Annotated in this window: 18 protein-coding genes; 13 read left to right on the top strand and 5 right to left on the bottom strand. The window is 65.9% G+C overall.

All coding sequences use genetic code 11. The features are described 5' to 3' along the window. Positions 1–12: 12 nt before the first annotated feature. The 10 genes from mdcC (at position 13) to HBH1_RS24200 (ending at position 7,173) form a co-directional block, all read left to right on the top strand. Positions 13–327: a malonate decarboxylase acyl carrier protein gene (mdcC, locus tag HBH1_RS24245; protein WP_006463962.1), complete on the top strand. Its 315-nt coding sequence runs from the start codon at positions 13–15 to the stop codon at positions 325–327. Beyond that, positions 324–1,229, top strand: coding sequence for a biotin-independent malonate decarboxylase subunit beta (locus tag HBH1_RS24240; protein ID WP_102664692.1), 906 nt, complete (start codon positions 324–326; stop codon positions 1,227–1,229). The genes mdcC and HBH1_RS24240 overlap by 4 nt, the downstream gene beginning before the upstream one ends. A 9-nt stretch (positions 1,230–1,238) precedes the next feature. Beyond that, positions 1,239–1,979 carry a biotin-independent malonate decarboxylase subunit gamma gene (gene mdcE, locus HBH1_RS24235; RefSeq protein ID WP_102664691.1) on the top strand — a complete coding sequence of 247 codons (741 nt, stop codon included), beginning with the start codon at positions 1,239–1,241 and terminating at the stop codon, positions 1,977–1,979. After that, positions 1,976–2,695, top strand: a complete 720-nt coding sequence (gene mdcG, locus HBH1_RS24230; protein ID WP_102664690.1) for a malonate decarboxylase holo-[acyl-carrier-protein] synthase — start codon at positions 1,976–1,978, stop codon at positions 2,693–2,695. The genes mdcE and mdcG overlap by 4 nt, the downstream gene beginning before the upstream one ends. Then, the gene (gene mdcB, locus HBH1_RS24225; RefSeq protein ID WP_102664689.1) at positions 2,683–3,621 is read left to right on the top strand and encodes a triphosphoribosyl-dephospho-CoA synthase MdcB; all 939 of its coding nucleotides are present in this window, start codon (positions 2,683–2,685) and stop codon (positions 3,619–3,621) included. Before mdcG ends, mdcB begins: the two co-directional genes overlap by 13 nt. Further along, positions 3,618–4,562 (top strand): ACP S-malonyltransferase, encoded by a 945-nt coding sequence (locus HBH1_RS24220; protein ID WP_102664688.1) that lies wholly within the window; start codon positions 3,618–3,620, stop codon positions 4,560–4,562. Before mdcB ends, HBH1_RS24220 begins: the two co-directional genes overlap by 4 nt. A 243-nt stretch (positions 4,563–4,805) precedes the next feature. Then, positions 4,806–5,054: a DUF6139 family protein gene (locus tag HBH1_RS24215; protein WP_006463956.1), complete on the top strand. Its 249-nt coding sequence runs from the start codon at positions 4,806–4,808 to the stop codon at positions 5,052–5,054. Positions 5,055–5,098: 44 nt separating this feature from the next. Next, positions 5,099–5,341, top strand: a complete 243-nt coding sequence (locus tag HBH1_RS24210) for a hypothetical protein (RefSeq protein WP_102664687.1) — start codon at positions 5,099–5,101, stop codon at positions 5,339–5,341. Between the two features lie 205 nt (positions 5,342–5,546). After that, positions 5,547–6,479, top strand: a complete 933-nt coding sequence (locus tag HBH1_RS24205; protein WP_102664710.1) for a 2-hydroxyacid dehydrogenase — start codon at positions 5,547–5,549, stop codon at positions 6,477–6,479. A gap of 199 nt (positions 6,480–6,678) precedes the next feature. Further along, entirely contained in the window at positions 6,679–7,173 is a 495-nt protein-coding gene (locus tag HBH1_RS24200) for an acyl-CoA thioesterase (RefSeq protein ID WP_006463953.1), read from the top strand. A 94-nt stretch (positions 7,174–7,267) separates the two neighbouring features. Here HBH1_RS24200 and HBH1_RS24195 read toward each other — a convergent pair whose 3' ends face one another. Both HBH1_RS24195 and HBH1_RS24190 read right to left on the bottom strand, forming a co-directional pair. After that, a complete protein-coding gene (locus HBH1_RS24195; RefSeq protein ID WP_102664686.1) occupies positions 7,268–8,059 on the bottom strand; it encodes a 2-keto-4-pentenoate hydratase in 792 nt (263 codons plus the stop codon). A 47-nt stretch (positions 8,060–8,106) separates the two neighbouring features. Next, the gene (locus HBH1_RS24190; protein WP_102664685.1) at positions 8,107–8,556 is read right to left on the bottom strand and encodes a CopD family protein; all 450 of its coding nucleotides are present in this window, start codon (positions 8,554–8,556) and stop codon (positions 8,107–8,109) included. A 172-nt stretch (positions 8,557–8,728) separates the two neighbouring features. On the opposite strand from HBH1_RS24190, the gene HBH1_RS24185 reads away from it, so the two are divergent. Next, entirely contained in the window at positions 8,729–9,601 is an 873-nt protein-coding gene (locus tag HBH1_RS24185) for an MOSC domain-containing protein (protein ID WP_102664684.1), read from the top strand. 101 nt (positions 9,602–9,702) lie between these two features. Continuing rightward, complete coding sequence (locus HBH1_RS24180; RefSeq protein ID WP_233207696.1) at positions 9,703–10,851, top strand: branched-chain amino acid ABC transporter substrate-binding protein; 1,149 nt, start codon at positions 9,703–9,705, stop codon at positions 10,849–10,851. 107 nt (positions 10,852–10,958) lie between these two features. Here the strand turns inward: HBH1_RS24180 and HBH1_RS24175 are convergent, their stop codons facing one another. The 3 genes from HBH1_RS24175 to HBH1_RS25300 all read right to left on the bottom strand — a co-directional run bounded on the left by HBH1_RS24175 (position 10,959) and on the right by HBH1_RS25300 (position 13,246). Beyond that, the gene (locus HBH1_RS24175; protein WP_102664682.1) at positions 10,959–11,402 is read right to left on the bottom strand and encodes a hypothetical protein; all 444 of its coding nucleotides are present in this window, start codon (positions 11,400–11,402) and stop codon (positions 10,959–10,961) included. Positions 11,403–11,741: 339 nt separating this feature from the next. Next, positions 11,742–12,755: a UTP--glucose-1-phosphate uridylyltransferase GalU gene (gene galU / locus HBH1_RS24170; protein ID WP_102664681.1), complete on the bottom strand. Its 1,014-nt coding sequence runs from the start codon at positions 12,753–12,755 to the stop codon at positions 11,742–11,744. A gap of 74 nt (positions 12,756–12,829) precedes the next feature. Next, positions 12,830–13,246: a hypothetical protein gene (locus HBH1_RS25300; protein ID WP_199181653.1), complete on the bottom strand. Its 417-nt coding sequence runs from the start codon at positions 13,244–13,246 to the stop codon at positions 12,830–12,832. A 414-nt stretch (positions 13,247–13,660) separates the two neighbouring features. Between HBH1_RS25300 and HBH1_RS24160 the strand changes: the two genes are divergently transcribed. Further along, on the top strand, positions 13,661–13,912 hold the full coding sequence (locus HBH1_RS24160; protein ID WP_006463945.1) for a GlsB/YeaQ/YmgE family stress response membrane protein: 252 nt from the start codon (positions 13,661–13,663) through the stop codon (positions 13,910–13,912). Positions 13,913–13,917: the final 5 nt, after the last annotated feature.

Raw genomic sequence — 13,917 nt, 5'->3', positions numbered from 1 at the left:
CGGAACAAGACGATGGAAACTCTGAATTTTCGCTTTGAACAAGGACGCCGCCGCCTGAAGGCCGCGCCCGAACTGGTGGGCGTGGTCAGCTCCGGTAACCTGGAAGTGCTGATCGAGAATGTCGATCTCAAGGGCGCCTGCGCCATCGAGATCAAGACCGCTGCCCGTGGTTTCGGCGCCATCTGGGAGGCGGTGGTGGGCGACTTCCAGCAGCGCTGGCAACTGGCCGATGCCCGCATCTCCATCAACGACATGGGCGCCACGCCTGCCGTGGTCAGCCTGCGCCTGGACCAGGCGGTGGAAGCCATGGTCGAGGAGGGCGCATGAGCGCGAGCTATCTGGAAGCCACGGCCCGGGAACGCATCCTGGCATTGCTCGATGCCGGCAGTTTCAATGAACTGTTACCGCCCGCACAACGGGTGGTGAGCCCGCACCTGGGGCAACTGGATGCGCCGGTGTCCTTCGATGATGGCGTCATCATCGGCGAAGGCCTGCTGGGCGGACGCCCGGTGATGGCCGCCGCGCAGGAAGGCGGCTTCATGGGCGGGGCGGTGGGCGAGGTGCACGGCGCCAAGCTGGTCGGCCTGATCAAGCGCGCCATCCGCAAGCAGGTGGCCGGCGTGGTCCTGTTGCTGGAGACCGGTGGCGTGCGCCTGCACGAAGCCAATGCCGGCCTGATCGCCGTCTCCGAGGTGATGCGCGCCGTGCTGGAAGCCCGCGCCGCCGGCATCCCCGTGATCGTGCTGGTGGGCGGTGCCAATGGCTGTTTCGGTGGCATGGGCATCGTCGCCCGCTGCGCCAACACGGTCATCATGTCCGAAGAGGGAAGGCTGGCCATGTCCGGGCCGGAAGTGATTGAGACCGCCAACGGCGTGGAGGAATTCGACTCGCGCGATCGCGCCCTGGTCTGGCGTACCACCGGCGGCAAGCATCGCTACCTGATCGGCGATTGCCAGCAACTGGTGGGTGACGATACCGAGGCCTTCCGTCAGGCCGCCATGGATGCCCTGACTGCGCTGGCCCGGTCCGGCGCGCCCGAGCTGACATTGGCCGCCCTGGAAGCCGAACAGGAAATGCTGCGTCGTCGCATCGCCACCTTCGGCCACGCCGAGGACCCGATGGATATCTGGGCCGAGCTGGGCGTGGAACGCCCTGAGACAGTGCCGATGCTGGAAGCGGCCGCCTTCACCGCCATGGCCCAGGGCCTGCGCATTCCCTTCAAAGCCTGAGAGAGAGCCATGAGTCAAACACCCACCCCGAGCCAGGTCGACTGGCGCGCGCTGGCACAGACCCTGTTTCCGCAGGGCCAGCAGATCAGCGAGAAGGACCACTTCCTCTCCGGCACCGCCCAGGTCGATGGTCGCACCGTCACCGTGGTCGGCACCACCGGTCACACGCCCATCGGCATCGAGATCGCGCTGGCCCAGGCCAGCGTCATCCTGCAGACGGTGCGCGAGCATCCCGGTCGGCCCATCGTGATCCTGGTCGATACCCAGGGCCAGCGTCTGCGTCACCGTGACGAAATGCTGGGCATCAACAGCTACATGGCACATTTGGGCAAGTGCGTGGAACTGGCGCGCCGCCAGGGCCACCGCGTGATCGGCCTGGTCTATGACCAGGCCCTGTCGGGCGGCTTCATCACCAGCGGCCTGATCGCCGACGCCTGCTATGCGCTGCCCGATGCCACCATCCGCGTCATGGGCCTGCCGGCCATGGCGCGCATCACCAAGGTCCCGGAAGAGCGCCTGACCGAACTGGCCAGGAGCAACCCGGTGTTTGCCCCCGGACCGGAAAACTATCTGCGCATGGGCGGCGTGGCCGAGATCTGGCACGACGACCTGGCCCAGGCCCTGAGCGCGGCGCTGGCGACCGATGACAGCGCCGACACCCGCGCCGCCGTGGGGTTGGAGCGGGGCGGACGCAAGTGGGCGCAGCGCGTCATCCAGGCCGTGGCCAATGATGTGCCGTTGAACGGATGAGACCGTCGCAACATCCCGGGCGGCACCATCTGCTCTGGCTGCACGAAGCCGCCTGGCAGCGCCTGCAGCAAGACAGCGTGGACGAGCGCCAGCGCGCCAGCCTGGCGCACTGGCAGCGCATGCGCTGGCCGGTGGTGGTGCGCCGCACCGATGTCGATGCGCGTGCCGATGAGCTCTGCGTCGGTATCGCGCTGCCGCCGGATGTGCAGGGCAACAAGCCCCGCATCGCGCTGCGCGTGGCGCCGCAGGAAGTGGCGGCCAGTCGCGCCCCGTTCCTGCTGCGCGATATCGTGGCGGCCCGCCTGGGCGGCCTGCCCTCGTCCTGGCCGGCGGGGCTGGCCGAATTGCAGCAACACATGGAGCGCGCCGGCATCGCCCTTTCCGTGTTCGGTTCGCTGGCCTGGCAGGCAGTGACGGCCGAGCCCTACCTGCGCGCCAGTTCCGATATCGACCTGCTGTTCTGCCCGCGCAGCCGCAGCCAGCTGGAGGGCGGTGTGCGCCTGCTGGCCTGGCAGGCGATGTTCCTGCCGCTGGATGGCGAGATCGTCTTCCCCGATGGCGCTGCGGTGTCGTGGAAGGAGTGGCGGCAGGTGGCGGTACTGGGCGCGGGAGACCTGGGCCAGGTGCTGGTCAAGCGTGCCAACCGCGTCGCGCTGGAGCGGGTCGGCAGCCTGATGGCCGCTCTGCCGCAGGAGGTGCAGCCATGCGCCGCCTGATGGCACATCCGGCCACCCTGGATGCGGCCGTCCATCATCTGCAAAAGCGCCGGACCGAGCGCGACAACTTGGCCTTCTGCCGCGTGCTGGCTCGGCTGGCAGTGCGCAGCCTGCATCACGAACTGGTGCTCTATCCCAAGCCCGGCCTGGTTTCGCGGGTGGACAATGGCAGCCACACCGACATGAATGCGCTGACCTTCCTGCGCAGCCTGTTCTCGTTGCGTCATTACTTTTACCAGATCGCCGTTGCCGGCCTGGAGGCCGCGCCTTTCCACCGCCTGCAGACGCTGGCCATCAGCGCCGAGCAACGCATGCTGCGCGCCACGGGCGGCATCAACACGCATCGCGGTGCCATTTTCGCGCTGGGCATGCTGTGCGCGGCCACGGCCTGCTGCCGGGCACGCAGGATGCCGCTGCAGCCGCAAGTCATTCGAGCCACCCTGCTGATCCAGTGGGGCGATGCGCTGGCGCGCCATAGCATCGCCGGCGCGGGCGAGCAGCCTCACCTGCCGTCCAGCCATGGCCAGCGGGTCGCCGCACAGTATGCGGTGGGCGGGGCGCGGGAAGAGGGGGCGCTGGGCTTTCCGGCCGTCTTCGAGGTGGCCTTGCCGCAGTTGCAGGCCACGCTGGCGCAGGGGCGCGACTGGACCTGCGCCAGCATCGATGCCCTGTTCGCCCTGATGGCCCATCTCAGCGATACCAACGTCTATCACCGTGGCGGTGCGGCCGGCGCTTCACTGGTGCGCGCGCGCAGCGCCGCTTTCCTGGCCGCCGGTGGGTCTGCCCGTGATGGATGGCAGCAGCAAGCGCTGGATTGCCACCACGCCTTTGTGGCGCAGCGCCTGTCACCGGGCGGTGCGGCCGATCTGCTGGCGGCGGCCTGTCTGTTGCATCAGGTCGGTCTGCTGGACGGTGAGCGCGGATGAGCATGCGGCTGGCCATTCTCTGTCCGGGGCAGGGCGCGCAGCATGCCGCCATGTTCGATCTGCTGAACGAGGATCCGCAGGCCGCGCAATTCCTGGCCCAATGTGATCTCGCCGGCCTGTTGCAGGCGCCGCTGCAACAGGTACTGGCGGACCCGGCCCAGCTCTACGCCAACCGCAATGCCCAACCCCTGATCGTCGCCGCCCAGCTGGCGGCCTGGCAAGCCTTGCGCGAACCACTGGCGGCATTGGCGGGTGCGCCAGCGGTGGTAGCCGGCTACAGCGTGGGCGAGCTATCGGCCCAGGCGATTGCCGGCGTGATCGCGGCCCCGGCCACGGTCGCGCTGGCGGTACAGCGGGCCGCGTGCATGACGCTGGCGGCCAGCGCACAACCGGCGCAGGGCCTGATGGCGGTGGGCGGTATCGCGCTGGTCTCGGCGCAGAGCACGCTGGAACGGCATGGCGCGCACGTGGCCATCATTACCGGCGACGATACGCTCATTGCCGGGGGGAGCGACACGGCGCTGCAGGCAGCCGCTGTCGAGTTCGCCGCAATGGGAGCACGCAGCTCGGCCCTGCCGGTCGGGCTGGCCTCGCATACGCCGTTGATGCAGGCAGCGGTGGCGCCCCTGGCAGCAAGTCTGGCCGCCATGGTCAGACAGGCCCCTGAATTCACCTTGCTGGCCGGCGTCACCGGGCAGGCTGTCGCCGATGCCCGACAGGCACAGGACCTGCTGCTGCGTCAGCTGACCGAGCCCATCCAGTGGGCGGCCTGCATGGACGCCTGCGTCGAACGTGGCGTCACCGTGGCCCTGGAACTGGGGCCGGGCGCAGCGCTTTCGCGCATGCTGCGCGAGCGTCATCCGCAACTGCAGTGCCGCTCCCTGGCCGATTTCCGCAGCCTTGCGGGTGCGCTGGCGTGGTTGCGGCGCCAGCTCGACTGAGCGGGCAGGGGCGCGATTTCTTCCTGGCATCGTCACAGGGGCGGTGCTATCTTGAATGAATCACGATGCAGCACCTCTGCAGGGCGGTCCGGCCTGTGGGATCAGGCTGACAGCGCAACACGCTTTGTGGCCATGGTATGCCCATTCATCGAACCAATGTGCTGCCGTCCAGTCGCACCAAGCAGGCGCACCCGGTAACCCACCGTGCAGCGCCCTCGTTCAACCCGACCAGGAGGCCCCCCGATGAAAGTCGATGTCTACAAGCGCCCGGACGGCGAAGGTCTGTTTTCCTACCTCGTCCTGCCGCACGAAAAAGCCCTACCGGAAGAAGTCACCAATACCGATTGGCAGATCCACGAGCAGAACGTGGACTTTGAACGCGACGGCAAGCGGCATTTCACCCTGGAGGCGGAGGACGCCTTCATGCAGATCGGCGAAAAGGGCTATGCCATCACCCATCTGGACCAGCGTGCCGGGGACGGCGCGGCCTGAGGGCCGGACAAAAGCGGACGCAAGCGGACAAGAGGAGACACATCATGCCAACCGAACAAGTGGGCGACTACGAAGTCGAGTACGCAGGTGTACGCGTGATCGGCGGCGACGAATGGGTGGCGCAGGTCGCCATCTTCGGCCATTCCATCAACCCCATGCACCGCAATCCGGTATTTCCGGTCCAGCGCGTGCTGCCTGACCAGACGTTCGCCGACGAGAAGGCGGCCGAGCAGGGCGCGCGCCAGGCGGCGCACGAGATGCTGGAAAAAGAACAGGCCCGGCATTGAGCAGGTCGCACTGAGCAAGACCTCGCGCCGGCCCTGTGCCGTCGCATCCCCGACAGGCCCGGCCGCCGCATGGCGCGCCGGGCCTGTTTGCGCTGGTGGCATGGAATTCGCATGAAGGCGGTTTGACCGCTGCCGGACTGATTGCGCAATTCGCAATAGAATGGCGGGCACTGCATTTTCCTTCATCCGCATCGCCAGGCCCTTCATGAAACCACCCTTACTCGTCCTGATCCATCTTTCCGAAGAAAGCACCGCCACCATCGCGGCCCACTACGACATCCTCTACGCGCCGGACCGCCAGCGTCGTGACGAGATGATCGCAGGCCCGGCCCGCAAGGTCGCCGTGGTGCTCACCAATGGCTCCACCGGCCTGACCGCTGATGAAATGCGCACCTTGTCGCACCTGCAACTGGTCTGCGCACTGGGCGCCGGGGTGGAGAACATCGACGCCGCGCATGCCCAGGCCCATGGCATCGCGATTGCCTCCGGTGCCGGTACCAACGAGGATTGCGTGGCCGATCACGCCATGGGGCTGCTGCTGGCCATCGTGCGCAACATCCCGGTGCTGGACCGCTACACCCGCGACGGCGGCTGGCGCGAAACCATTCCGCTGCAGCCGCAACTGGCCGGCAAGCGCGTGGGCATCGTCGGCATGGGCAATATCGGCAAGAAGATCGCACGCCGCGCTGCTGCCTTCGACGCCGACATCGCCTATTGCAACCGCAAGAAGCGCGATGATGTCGACTACCACTACTTCCCCGATGTCGCCCAATTGGCCGGCTGGGCCGATTGCCTGATCGTGGCCGCCCCCGGCGGCGCCCAGACCCGGCACCTGATCAATGCGCGGGTGCTGGAAGAGCTCGGCCCCCACGGTTACCTGGTCAATATCGGTCGCGGCAGCGTGGTCGATACCGAAGCCCTGGCCGCGGCACTGGCCGCCGGCCGCGTGGCCGGTGCCGGCCTGGACGTCTACGAAGGCGAGCCGAAACCGCCGGCAGCCCTGATCGGCCTGCCCAATGTGGTATTGACGCCGCACGTGGCCGGCTGGTCGCCGGAGGCCATCAGCGCCTCGGTCCGCCAGTTCCTGCGCAATTGCGAGGAGCATTTCGCCGCAGCCGAGCCTGTAGTCCGGGCCTGAACGGGAGCGGCCCTGACCGTGGACGCGAGTTTTTTTGCCATGGCAGGGCTGGCTGGCCGATAATGTCGGCCGCAGTCGGCTTTCCTCCACGAAAGCCGACCGTGCCGGTCGCCTGTGCACTCGGGGGAGTGCCCGTGGCGGGACACCGCGCCATCCCATGATCAACCCATCGCCACCACTACAGAGAGAGCCTCGCACCATGGATCTGCCATCTCACCAACTCACCATGACGGTCCTGATGACACCGGACATGGCCAATTTCGCCGGCAACGTGCACGGGGGAACCATCCTCAAGCTGCTCGACCAGGTTGCCTATGCCTGCGGCAGCCGCTACGCCGGCCAGTATGTGGTGACCCTGTCGGTGGACCAGGTGATGTTCCGCCAGCCCATCCACGTGGGCGAACTGGTGACCTTCCTGGCCAGCGTCAACCACACTGGCAAGTCCTCCATGGAAATCGGCATCAAGGTGGTGGCCGAGAATATCCGCACCCAGGAAACCCGCCACGTCAACAGCTGCTTCTTTACGATGGTGGCGGTGGACGACCAGCGCAAGCCGATCCCGGTCCCGCCGCTGCGCCCGTTCTCGCAGGAGGAAAAGCGCCGCTTCGATGCCGCAGTGATCCGCAAGTCGCTGCGCCAGGAGCTGGCGCGCCGCTATGAGGAAGTCAAGCCGGGCGTCGAGAAGGCCAACTAAGCCAGTTAAGCCAATCAAGCCAGCTTGATGCCGTGCCGGAATGAAAAAAGGGATGAGCCCGGGCTCATCCCTTTTGCATTGCTCATCCCCGGATTCAGTCCAGATGCACCAGCACCGTCCCCAGCACGCCCAGTTCGGCCTGCACCGTCTGGCCGGCCCGCACCGCCATGGGGACGATGGTGGAACCGCTGGCCACCACGTGACCGGCGCCCAGCGTCAGGCCATGCGCGCGCAGCTCATTGGCCAGCCAGGTGAGCGCAATGCGTGGATCGCCCAGCACCTGGGCTCCGCTGCCGCTGCTCTGCTGCCCGCCACCTTCGACGGTGGCCGAGGTGGCCAGGGCGGCCAGGTCCAGGGTGCGCCAGTCCACATCGGCCGGTGCGCCCAGCACGAAATGGTCGGCGCAACTGTTGTCGGCGATCAGTTGCGCGGCGCCGACCTGGCGGAAGTGTTCGTAGCGGGTGTCGGGGATTTCGATGGCAGGGTGGATGGAGCCCACCGCATCCAGCACTTCCTCCTGCGTATAGGGCGTGGCGCGCGGCGGCAGGCTCGCGCGCATGCGGAAGGCCACTTCCACTTCCAGTACGCTCATCAGGTTGTCGCCCAGGGTGATGCGCGCCCCGCTGCGATGCAGGCGCTCTGCCAGCAGGCGGCCCGCCAGCGGTGCGTCGACCTGGAGCAGTTGCTGGCCGCCCGGGCCGGTGGCACCGATCTTCCAGCCGGCCAGCGGCGCGAAGCTGCGGGCTTCCAGGCGGCGCTGGATATCGTAGGCTTCCTGCCGATCAACCGGTTGCAGGTCGGTCGGCAGGTGCGGTATGCGGCGGTTGTGCGCCCAGCAGTCCCACAGCAGATCAGCGGCTTGCTGGCGTTGCGATTCGTTCAGCACGGGTGTCTCCCCCTTTTGGATAGTGATCTTGCGCGGACCCCGCCGCGTCAGGCAGCCAGCGGCCCCAGGGCACCGATGGCGATGGTCAGCAGGCCCAGGCACAGGTTGACGCCCACCAGCATGCGGATCTGGCGCAGCGCGCGCGAGGCGCGGTCCCAGTCCTGCTGTGCGGCCGACAGTTTCAGGCGGCGGAAGGGGGCGAAGAAGATATGCGCGAAGATCAGCATCATCACCGCGCCGATGCCGCTCATGGCATGGACATACGGCGGCAAGTGAGCGCCACCCATCACCGCCATCATGTGCAGGCCGCTGCCCAGCACCAGCGCGATGGCCACCCATACCCAGATGAAGAAGCCGCCCAGCACCGCCGACATCAGCGTCAGTCGCTGCTCCGGGTGCAGCACCGCCAGCGCGGGGCGCAGTGCCATGTGGGCGAAGAACATGCCGCCGACCCAGATGGTCAGTCCCAGCAGATGGAAGAATTTGGCAACCAGCATGGCACTCCCGTGAGGAAAAGCTTCGTGAACAGGCGTGCATTGTCGCATGAGCGGGGGTGACGTGTTGCTCCCGCCACAAGCCAATGCCGAGCTTGTGGTAATGTCTTGCCGAAACTTCATCTGCATTCTTTATCGGCGCCTGCCAGACGCCGCTCCCTGGGCCAGTATCACCATGTCGACATCCAGCGCCATCAGCACCCTCAGCGCCATCAGCTTCTACCCCGTCAAATCCTGCGGCGGCCTGTCGGTCACGCGTGCCGATATCGGCGCCCTGGGCCTGGCCCTGGACCGCCACTGGATGCTGGTGGACCGCCAGGGCCGTTTTCTGACCCAGCGCAGCCATCCGCGCATGGCCTGCATCACGCCGGCTTTCGAGGGCGATGCACTGGTGCTGCGCGCCCCCGGAATGCCACCCTTGCGGCTGGCCGCTGCCGGCGAGGACGGGGCCACCGTGGCGGTACAGGTCTGGAATAGCCATCTGGATGCCCTGGATCAGGGCGAGCCGGCCCGTCACTGGTGCTCCCATTATCTCGGCGAGGAGGTGCGCCTGGTGCGCTTCGACCCGGCCGTCACGCGCGCCTGCAGCCAGCGCTGGACCGGCGCGCACCAGGCCACGACGCAGTTCTCGGACGGCTATCCGCTGCTGGTGATCGGTCAGTCCTCGCTGGACGACCTCAATGCCAGGCTGGCTTCCAAGGGGGCGCCAAGCCTGCCGATGGACCGTTTCCGGCCGAACCTGGTGATCAGCGGGCTGGAGCCTTACGAGGAAGATTTCATCGATACCCTCCGCTTTGGCGAGGGCGAGCAGGCGGTGCAACTGAAGCTGGTCAAGCCCTGCGCCCGCTGCCCGATCCCCGGCATCGACCAGCACACCGGCCTGCGCGACGCGCAATGGCCCGACGAGCCGCTGGACACGCTGGCGGCCTACCGCGCCAATCCGCGCGTGGACGGCGGCCTCACCTTCGGCCAGAACGCCATCGTCATCGGCGGCATCGGCGGCAGCATCGAGGTCGGGCAGGTCTGCCACTGGGAGTTCAATTTCTGAGGTGGCGCGAAACCTGCTAGCAATGGCGGCAGGCAAGGCACAAGCAAAACACACGCAAGACATACGCAAAACACACGCAAGCAACAAGGATGAACAAGGTAATGCGTAGAACAATTCTGCTCTCCGCCGTCCTTCTGGGCGCCGGATGGGCGATGCAATCCGGCGCGGCAGCAGCTACCCCGCGCACCGTGCTGATCGGCCTGGCGGCGCCCATGTCCGGCCCCTCCGGCAGTACCGGGATGAGTCTGGAGCGGGCCGCGCAGCTGGCGGTGGAAGATATCAACAATGGCAAGCCCGTCATCGGTGGCGAGCCGGTGCTGTTCAAGCTGCTGCCACAGGACGACCGCGCCGATCCACGGACCGGCGAACTGGTGGCCCAGTATTTCGTCAAGACCGGGGTAGCGGCGGTGGTGGGGCACTGGAACAGCGGCGTGGGCATACCGGCCTCGCGCATCTATGCCGCTGCCGGGATTCCCCATGTGGCGCCCGCCGTGACCGCGCCCGACTATACCCGCCAGGGCTACGCCTCGGCCTTTCGCATCGTGCCGCATGATGGCGACGGCGCACGCCACACGGCCCAGTACGTCATGCACGACCTGAAGGCGCGCAGCATCGCCGTCATCGATGACAGCACGCTCTTTGGCGCCACCTATGCCCAGGAATTCGTCAACGCCGTGGCCGCCCAGCAGGGGCGGGTGGCGGGCCGCTATCAGGTCAGCAGCAAGACCTCGGACTTCAACAGCATCCTGCGCAGCATCCGCGCCAGCGACCCCGACGTGGTCTTCTTCGCCGGCCTCGATGCGCAGGCCGCGCAACTGGTGCAGGACCTGCGCCGGCTGCAGATACGCGCGCGCCTGGTGGGCATCGGTGGCCTGGTGGGGCCGACCTTCCTGCGCCTGGCCGGCGTGGCCGGGGAGGAGACCAGCGTGGTGGAGCCGGGCCTGCCGTCCTACAAAGGGCCGCAATGGAGCCATTTCGAAAGCGCCTGGAAAGCCCGCTACAAGGATGACATCTATCTCTACGCACCCTTTGCCTACGATGCCGTGCGGGTGATCGCCGCCGCCATGCGCGAGGCCGATTCGCTCGCGCCGGCCAAGGTCACGGCCGAACTGCACCGCATTCGCTACCGGGGCATCACCGGCCAGATCGCCTTCGATGCCGAGGGCAATCTGCGGGACCCGGTGTTTACGCTGTATCAGGTCCATCAGGGCCGCTGGCGGGTGATCCGCAGCATGGGGGACAGGAATTAGCCGGCTCGCCTGACACCAAAAAACAATGCCGCCCGATCGAAACCGGGCGGCATTGTTTTTGCGGGAACCGCTGGGCAAGCTGGCAGGGCAGGCTTGCCCGGGAGGATTTACTTCTTGGGGCGGCCAACCTTCAACGGGGTCAGGCTGCTGAGGATGTCCTTCAGTTCGGCGATCTTGAGGTTCTTGATCAGGGACACGCCGATGCGCAGCAGGTCGCTCTTCTTGATCTCCACGCCAGCCTTCAGACAGGACTTCTTGACCTGGGCCAGGACCGCGTATTCGTTCTCGGGCATGGTGAAGCTGTCACGCACCTGCTTGACCTTCTTGGGCTTGGCGACCTTCTCCACCTTCACCGGCTTGACGACCTTCTCTGCCTTCTTTTCAGTCTTCACCGCTTCCGGGGCCGGCTTGGCTACAGCGGCTGCCTTGGGCGCGGGACGCGCGGCCGGGCGCACTGCGGGCTTCTTGACTGGGGGCTTGGGGGCTGCCGCCTTGGCGACAGGTTTCTTCTTTTCGGTCGATGCTGCTGCGGCTTGAACTCGGGTGGCCATGAACGCTCCTGTGATAAATTGATATAAACAATATATATTTTTTGCGCCTTTGCCGCAATCGCTCCAGGCGCCTGGCAACGATTTCATGCTGCATTATCAGCCTGCAAACGTTTACAAGTGGTGTGCGGAGGCCACAGCATACGCTGCCTGGCCGGGGATGCAGCAATTCATGTCGTTGCTGGCGAGATGAATGTCTGCAGATGCATGGCGGCGATGCTAACAAGTCCAGGTTAAAACTCTGTGACAAAGGTCAAAACAATTTATACGAAGCGTAGGGACGAAAAAAAAGCAGTCCGGCCAGAGGCTGGACTGCAATCAACAACGGTCTCTACCGGGGACTTACATGACACTACGGGCTACGGCTGGCTGCTTTTCGGTACTGGCCGGGGCGGGGGCTGACGGGCTGCCCGCGGCCGGCTTCAATGGGGTGACGGTGGCCGGTCCCTTGGGCTGGGCCGCCTGCGCCAGATCGTGCTGGGCGGCAAATTCCTGCAGGTACTGGGCAAAGCCGCTACCCACTTCCTTGTGCTTGAAGCCCATGGCCACGGCGGCCTTCAGGTAACCCAGCTTGGAGCCGCAATCGAAGCGCTGACCTTCGTAGCGATAGGCCAGGATCTGTTCCTGTTGCAGCAGGGCCGAGATGGCATCGGTGAGCTGGATTTCACCACCGGCGCCGGTGCCGATGTTTTCCAGCCGCTCGAAGATGGCCGGGGTCAGGACATAGCGGCCGACCACCGCCAGGGTGGAGGGCGCGTCTTCCGGTGCCGGCTTTTCGACGATGCCGGTCAGCAGTTCGGTGCGTTCGCCATGGGCGCTGCCGCTGACGATGCCGTACTGGCGGGTTTCCGGACGCGGCACATCCTGCACGGCCAGCAGGCTCTTGCCTTCGCGCTCGTAGAGGGAGGTCATTTGTGCCATCACGTTCTTCTGGCCCGGGGCGGCATCCATGAAATCGTCAGCCAGCAGCACGGCGAAGGGCTCGTCGCCCACCAGCGGCTTGGCCAGCAGCACGGCATGGCCCAGGCCCAGCGGTTCGGCCTGGCGCACATAGACGCAGTTGATGTGCTTGGGAATGACGTTGCGGATGGTTTCCAGCAGCTTGACCTTGCCGGCGGCTTCCAGCTCGGTCTCCAGTTCATAGGCCTTGTCGAAGTGGTCCTCGATGGCGCGCTTGTTGCGGCCGGTGATGAAGATCATCTCGGTGATACCGGCTTCGACCGCTTCCTCGACGGCGTACTGGATCAGTGGCTTATCGACGATGGGCAGCATTTCCTTGGGCTGTGCCTTGGTGGCAGGCAGGAAGCGGCTGCCCAGACCGGCGACGGGGAAGACGGCTTTGGTGATTTTTTTCATGATAGGTCCAGGTAGATGGGTTGGAGGACGTGGCACCCTCAGACACAGTGCAGGCTATTGGGCGCGGATGCGCTTCAAGCCTGTCGATTGTTTTTGATCATCTTCAGATGAAGGAAGGCACGGCAGCCGTGGAAAAACGGCGCCACACCGGGAAAGGCATGACTGAGCAGGCTGGCAGTGGTGTCGAGCAGGCTGCCGCTGGGGCGGCCGGGGCGGCTGGTGTGGCTCTGGCCAGTTTGCGGCGACACGGCGTCGAATTCGATGCAATGGTGCGAGTGCTGGGTACTACCCTCGTTGAGTTGCTCCAGCACAGCCGCCAGTTGCGGCGCCTTCAGCGAGATCTGCTGCATCAGCTGGGCCGATTCACGGGCATAGCGCGCATAGTGGTCGGCAAAGTCGGCATCACGCTGCGGCGGCGTGCCGAATGCGCTCAGCGCATAGGGATTGGCGAAGGCGGTAGGCGGCTGGGCGCTGGGCTCGTGGGTCGGCATGATGGCGGCTCTTGATCGACGTGGTTCAACGTAAGGCGTGAAAGTCTGGCGCTGGCAGTGCCTGGTAGACGCTGCACTTGTTGCACTGCTTTGCTGCACTGCTCTATTGCGAGGCAAGCTTAAAAAAACTCGCGCTTCCTCTCTATAGGAGTGCCGCCTTTTGCCGTGTAGGAAAACAGGAGGCCGCTCACCCCAGGACTTCCAGGTCGATGAAGATGAGCGGCCATGGGCGGGCTTGTCCTACAAGGAAATGGGCCGCTGTCCGATACCTGGCGGCAAGCGATGTTCCTAAGATGACCTCATCTGTTGAGGCGAGCGCCTGCAGAGAAGAGGAAGGAGCGTTGCCAATGGCCTGCGGGCCGGCGCACTCCGCGACCAACCCAAGAAAGACAGAACGCTAGGAAAGGGAACATCATGGAACACGGACTCATCGCATGGCTGATCATTGGTGCTGTGGCCGGCTGGCTGGCCGGTGTGCTGGTCAAGGGCGGCGGCTTCGGTCTGCTGGCCGACATCCTGATCGGTATCGTCGGTGCCGTCATCGGCGGCTGGCTGGCAGGTCTGCTGGGCATCGCCGTCGGCGGTGGCATCCTGGCCTCGATCATCACCGCGACCCTGGGTGCGATCGTGCTGCTGGTGATCGTACGCGCCTTCCGGCGAGCCTGACGGGG

The sequence above is a fragment of the Herbaspirillum sp. BH-1 genome (assembly GCF_002870055.1).
Taxonomy (GTDB): domain Bacteria; phylum Pseudomonadota; class Gammaproteobacteria; order Burkholderiales; family Burkholderiaceae_D; genus Herbaspirillum; species Herbaspirillum frisingense.
Note: the sequence above shows the minus strand (reverse complement) of the source record. Positions and strands in the feature narration are given on the sequence as shown.

What these genes read in the sequence shown, in the direction of transcription:
- HBH1_RS24210 (WP_102664687.1), top strand. Translation starts at nt 5,099, where the DNA reads ATGCCAACCGAACAAGTGGGCGACTACGAAGTCGAGTACGCAGGTGTA.
- HBH1_RS24200 (WP_006463953.1), top strand. Translation starts at nt 6,679, where the DNA reads ATGGATCTGCCATCTCACCAACTCACCATGACGGTCCTGATGACACCG.
- mdcC (WP_006463962.1), top strand. Translation starts at nt 13, where the DNA reads ATGGAAACTCTGAATTTTCGCTTTGAACAAGGACGCCGCCGCCTGAAG.
- HBH1_RS24205 (WP_102664710.1), top strand. Translation starts at nt 5,547, where the DNA reads ATGAAACCACCCTTACTCGTCCTGATCCATCTTTCCGAAGAAAGCACC.
- HBH1_RS24240 (WP_102664692.1), top strand. Translation starts at nt 324, where the DNA reads ATGAGCGCGAGCTATCTGGAAGCCACGGCCCGGGAACGCATCCTGGCA.
- HBH1_RS24215 (WP_006463956.1), top strand. Translation starts at nt 4,806, where the DNA reads ATGAAAGTCGATGTCTACAAGCGCCCGGACGGCGAAGGTCTGTTTTCC.
- HBH1_RS24160 (WP_006463945.1), top strand. Translation starts at nt 13,661, where the DNA reads ATGGAACACGGACTCATCGCATGGCTGATCATTGGTGCTGTGGCCGGC.
- HBH1_RS24175 (WP_102664682.1), bottom strand. Translation starts at nt 11,402, where the DNA reads ATGGCCACCCGAGTTCAAGCCGCAGCAGCATCGACCGAAAAGAAGAAA.
- HBH1_RS25300 (WP_199181653.1), bottom strand. Translation starts at nt 13,246, where the DNA reads ATGCCGACCCACGAGCCCAGCGCCCAGCCGCCTACCGCCTTCGCCAAT.
- mdcE (WP_102664691.1), top strand. Translation starts at nt 1,239, where the DNA reads ATGAGTCAAACACCCACCCCGAGCCAGGTCGACTGGCGCGCGCTGGCA.
- HBH1_RS24185 (WP_102664684.1), top strand. Translation starts at nt 8,729, where the DNA reads ATGTCGACATCCAGCGCCATCAGCACCCTCAGCGCCATCAGCTTCTAC.
- mdcG (WP_102664690.1), top strand. Translation starts at nt 1,976, where the DNA reads ATGAGACCGTCGCAACATCCCGGGCGGCACCATCTGCTCTGGCTGCAC.
- galU (WP_102664681.1), bottom strand. Translation starts at nt 12,755, where the DNA reads ATGAAAAAAATCACCAAAGCCGTCTTCCCCGTCGCCGGTCTGGGCAGC.
- HBH1_RS24190 (WP_102664685.1), bottom strand. Translation starts at nt 8,556, where the DNA reads ATGCTGGTTGCCAAATTCTTCCATCTGCTGGGACTGACCATCTGGGTC.
- HBH1_RS24180 (WP_233207696.1), top strand. Translation starts at nt 9,703, where the DNA reads ATGCGTAGAACAATTCTGCTCTCCGCCGTCCTTCTGGGCGCCGGATGG.
- HBH1_RS24220 (WP_102664688.1), top strand. Translation starts at nt 3,618, where the DNA reads ATGAGCATGCGGCTGGCCATTCTCTGTCCGGGGCAGGGCGCGCAGCAT.
- mdcB (WP_102664689.1), top strand. Translation starts at nt 2,683, where the DNA reads ATGCGCCGCCTGATGGCACATCCGGCCACCCTGGATGCGGCCGTCCAT.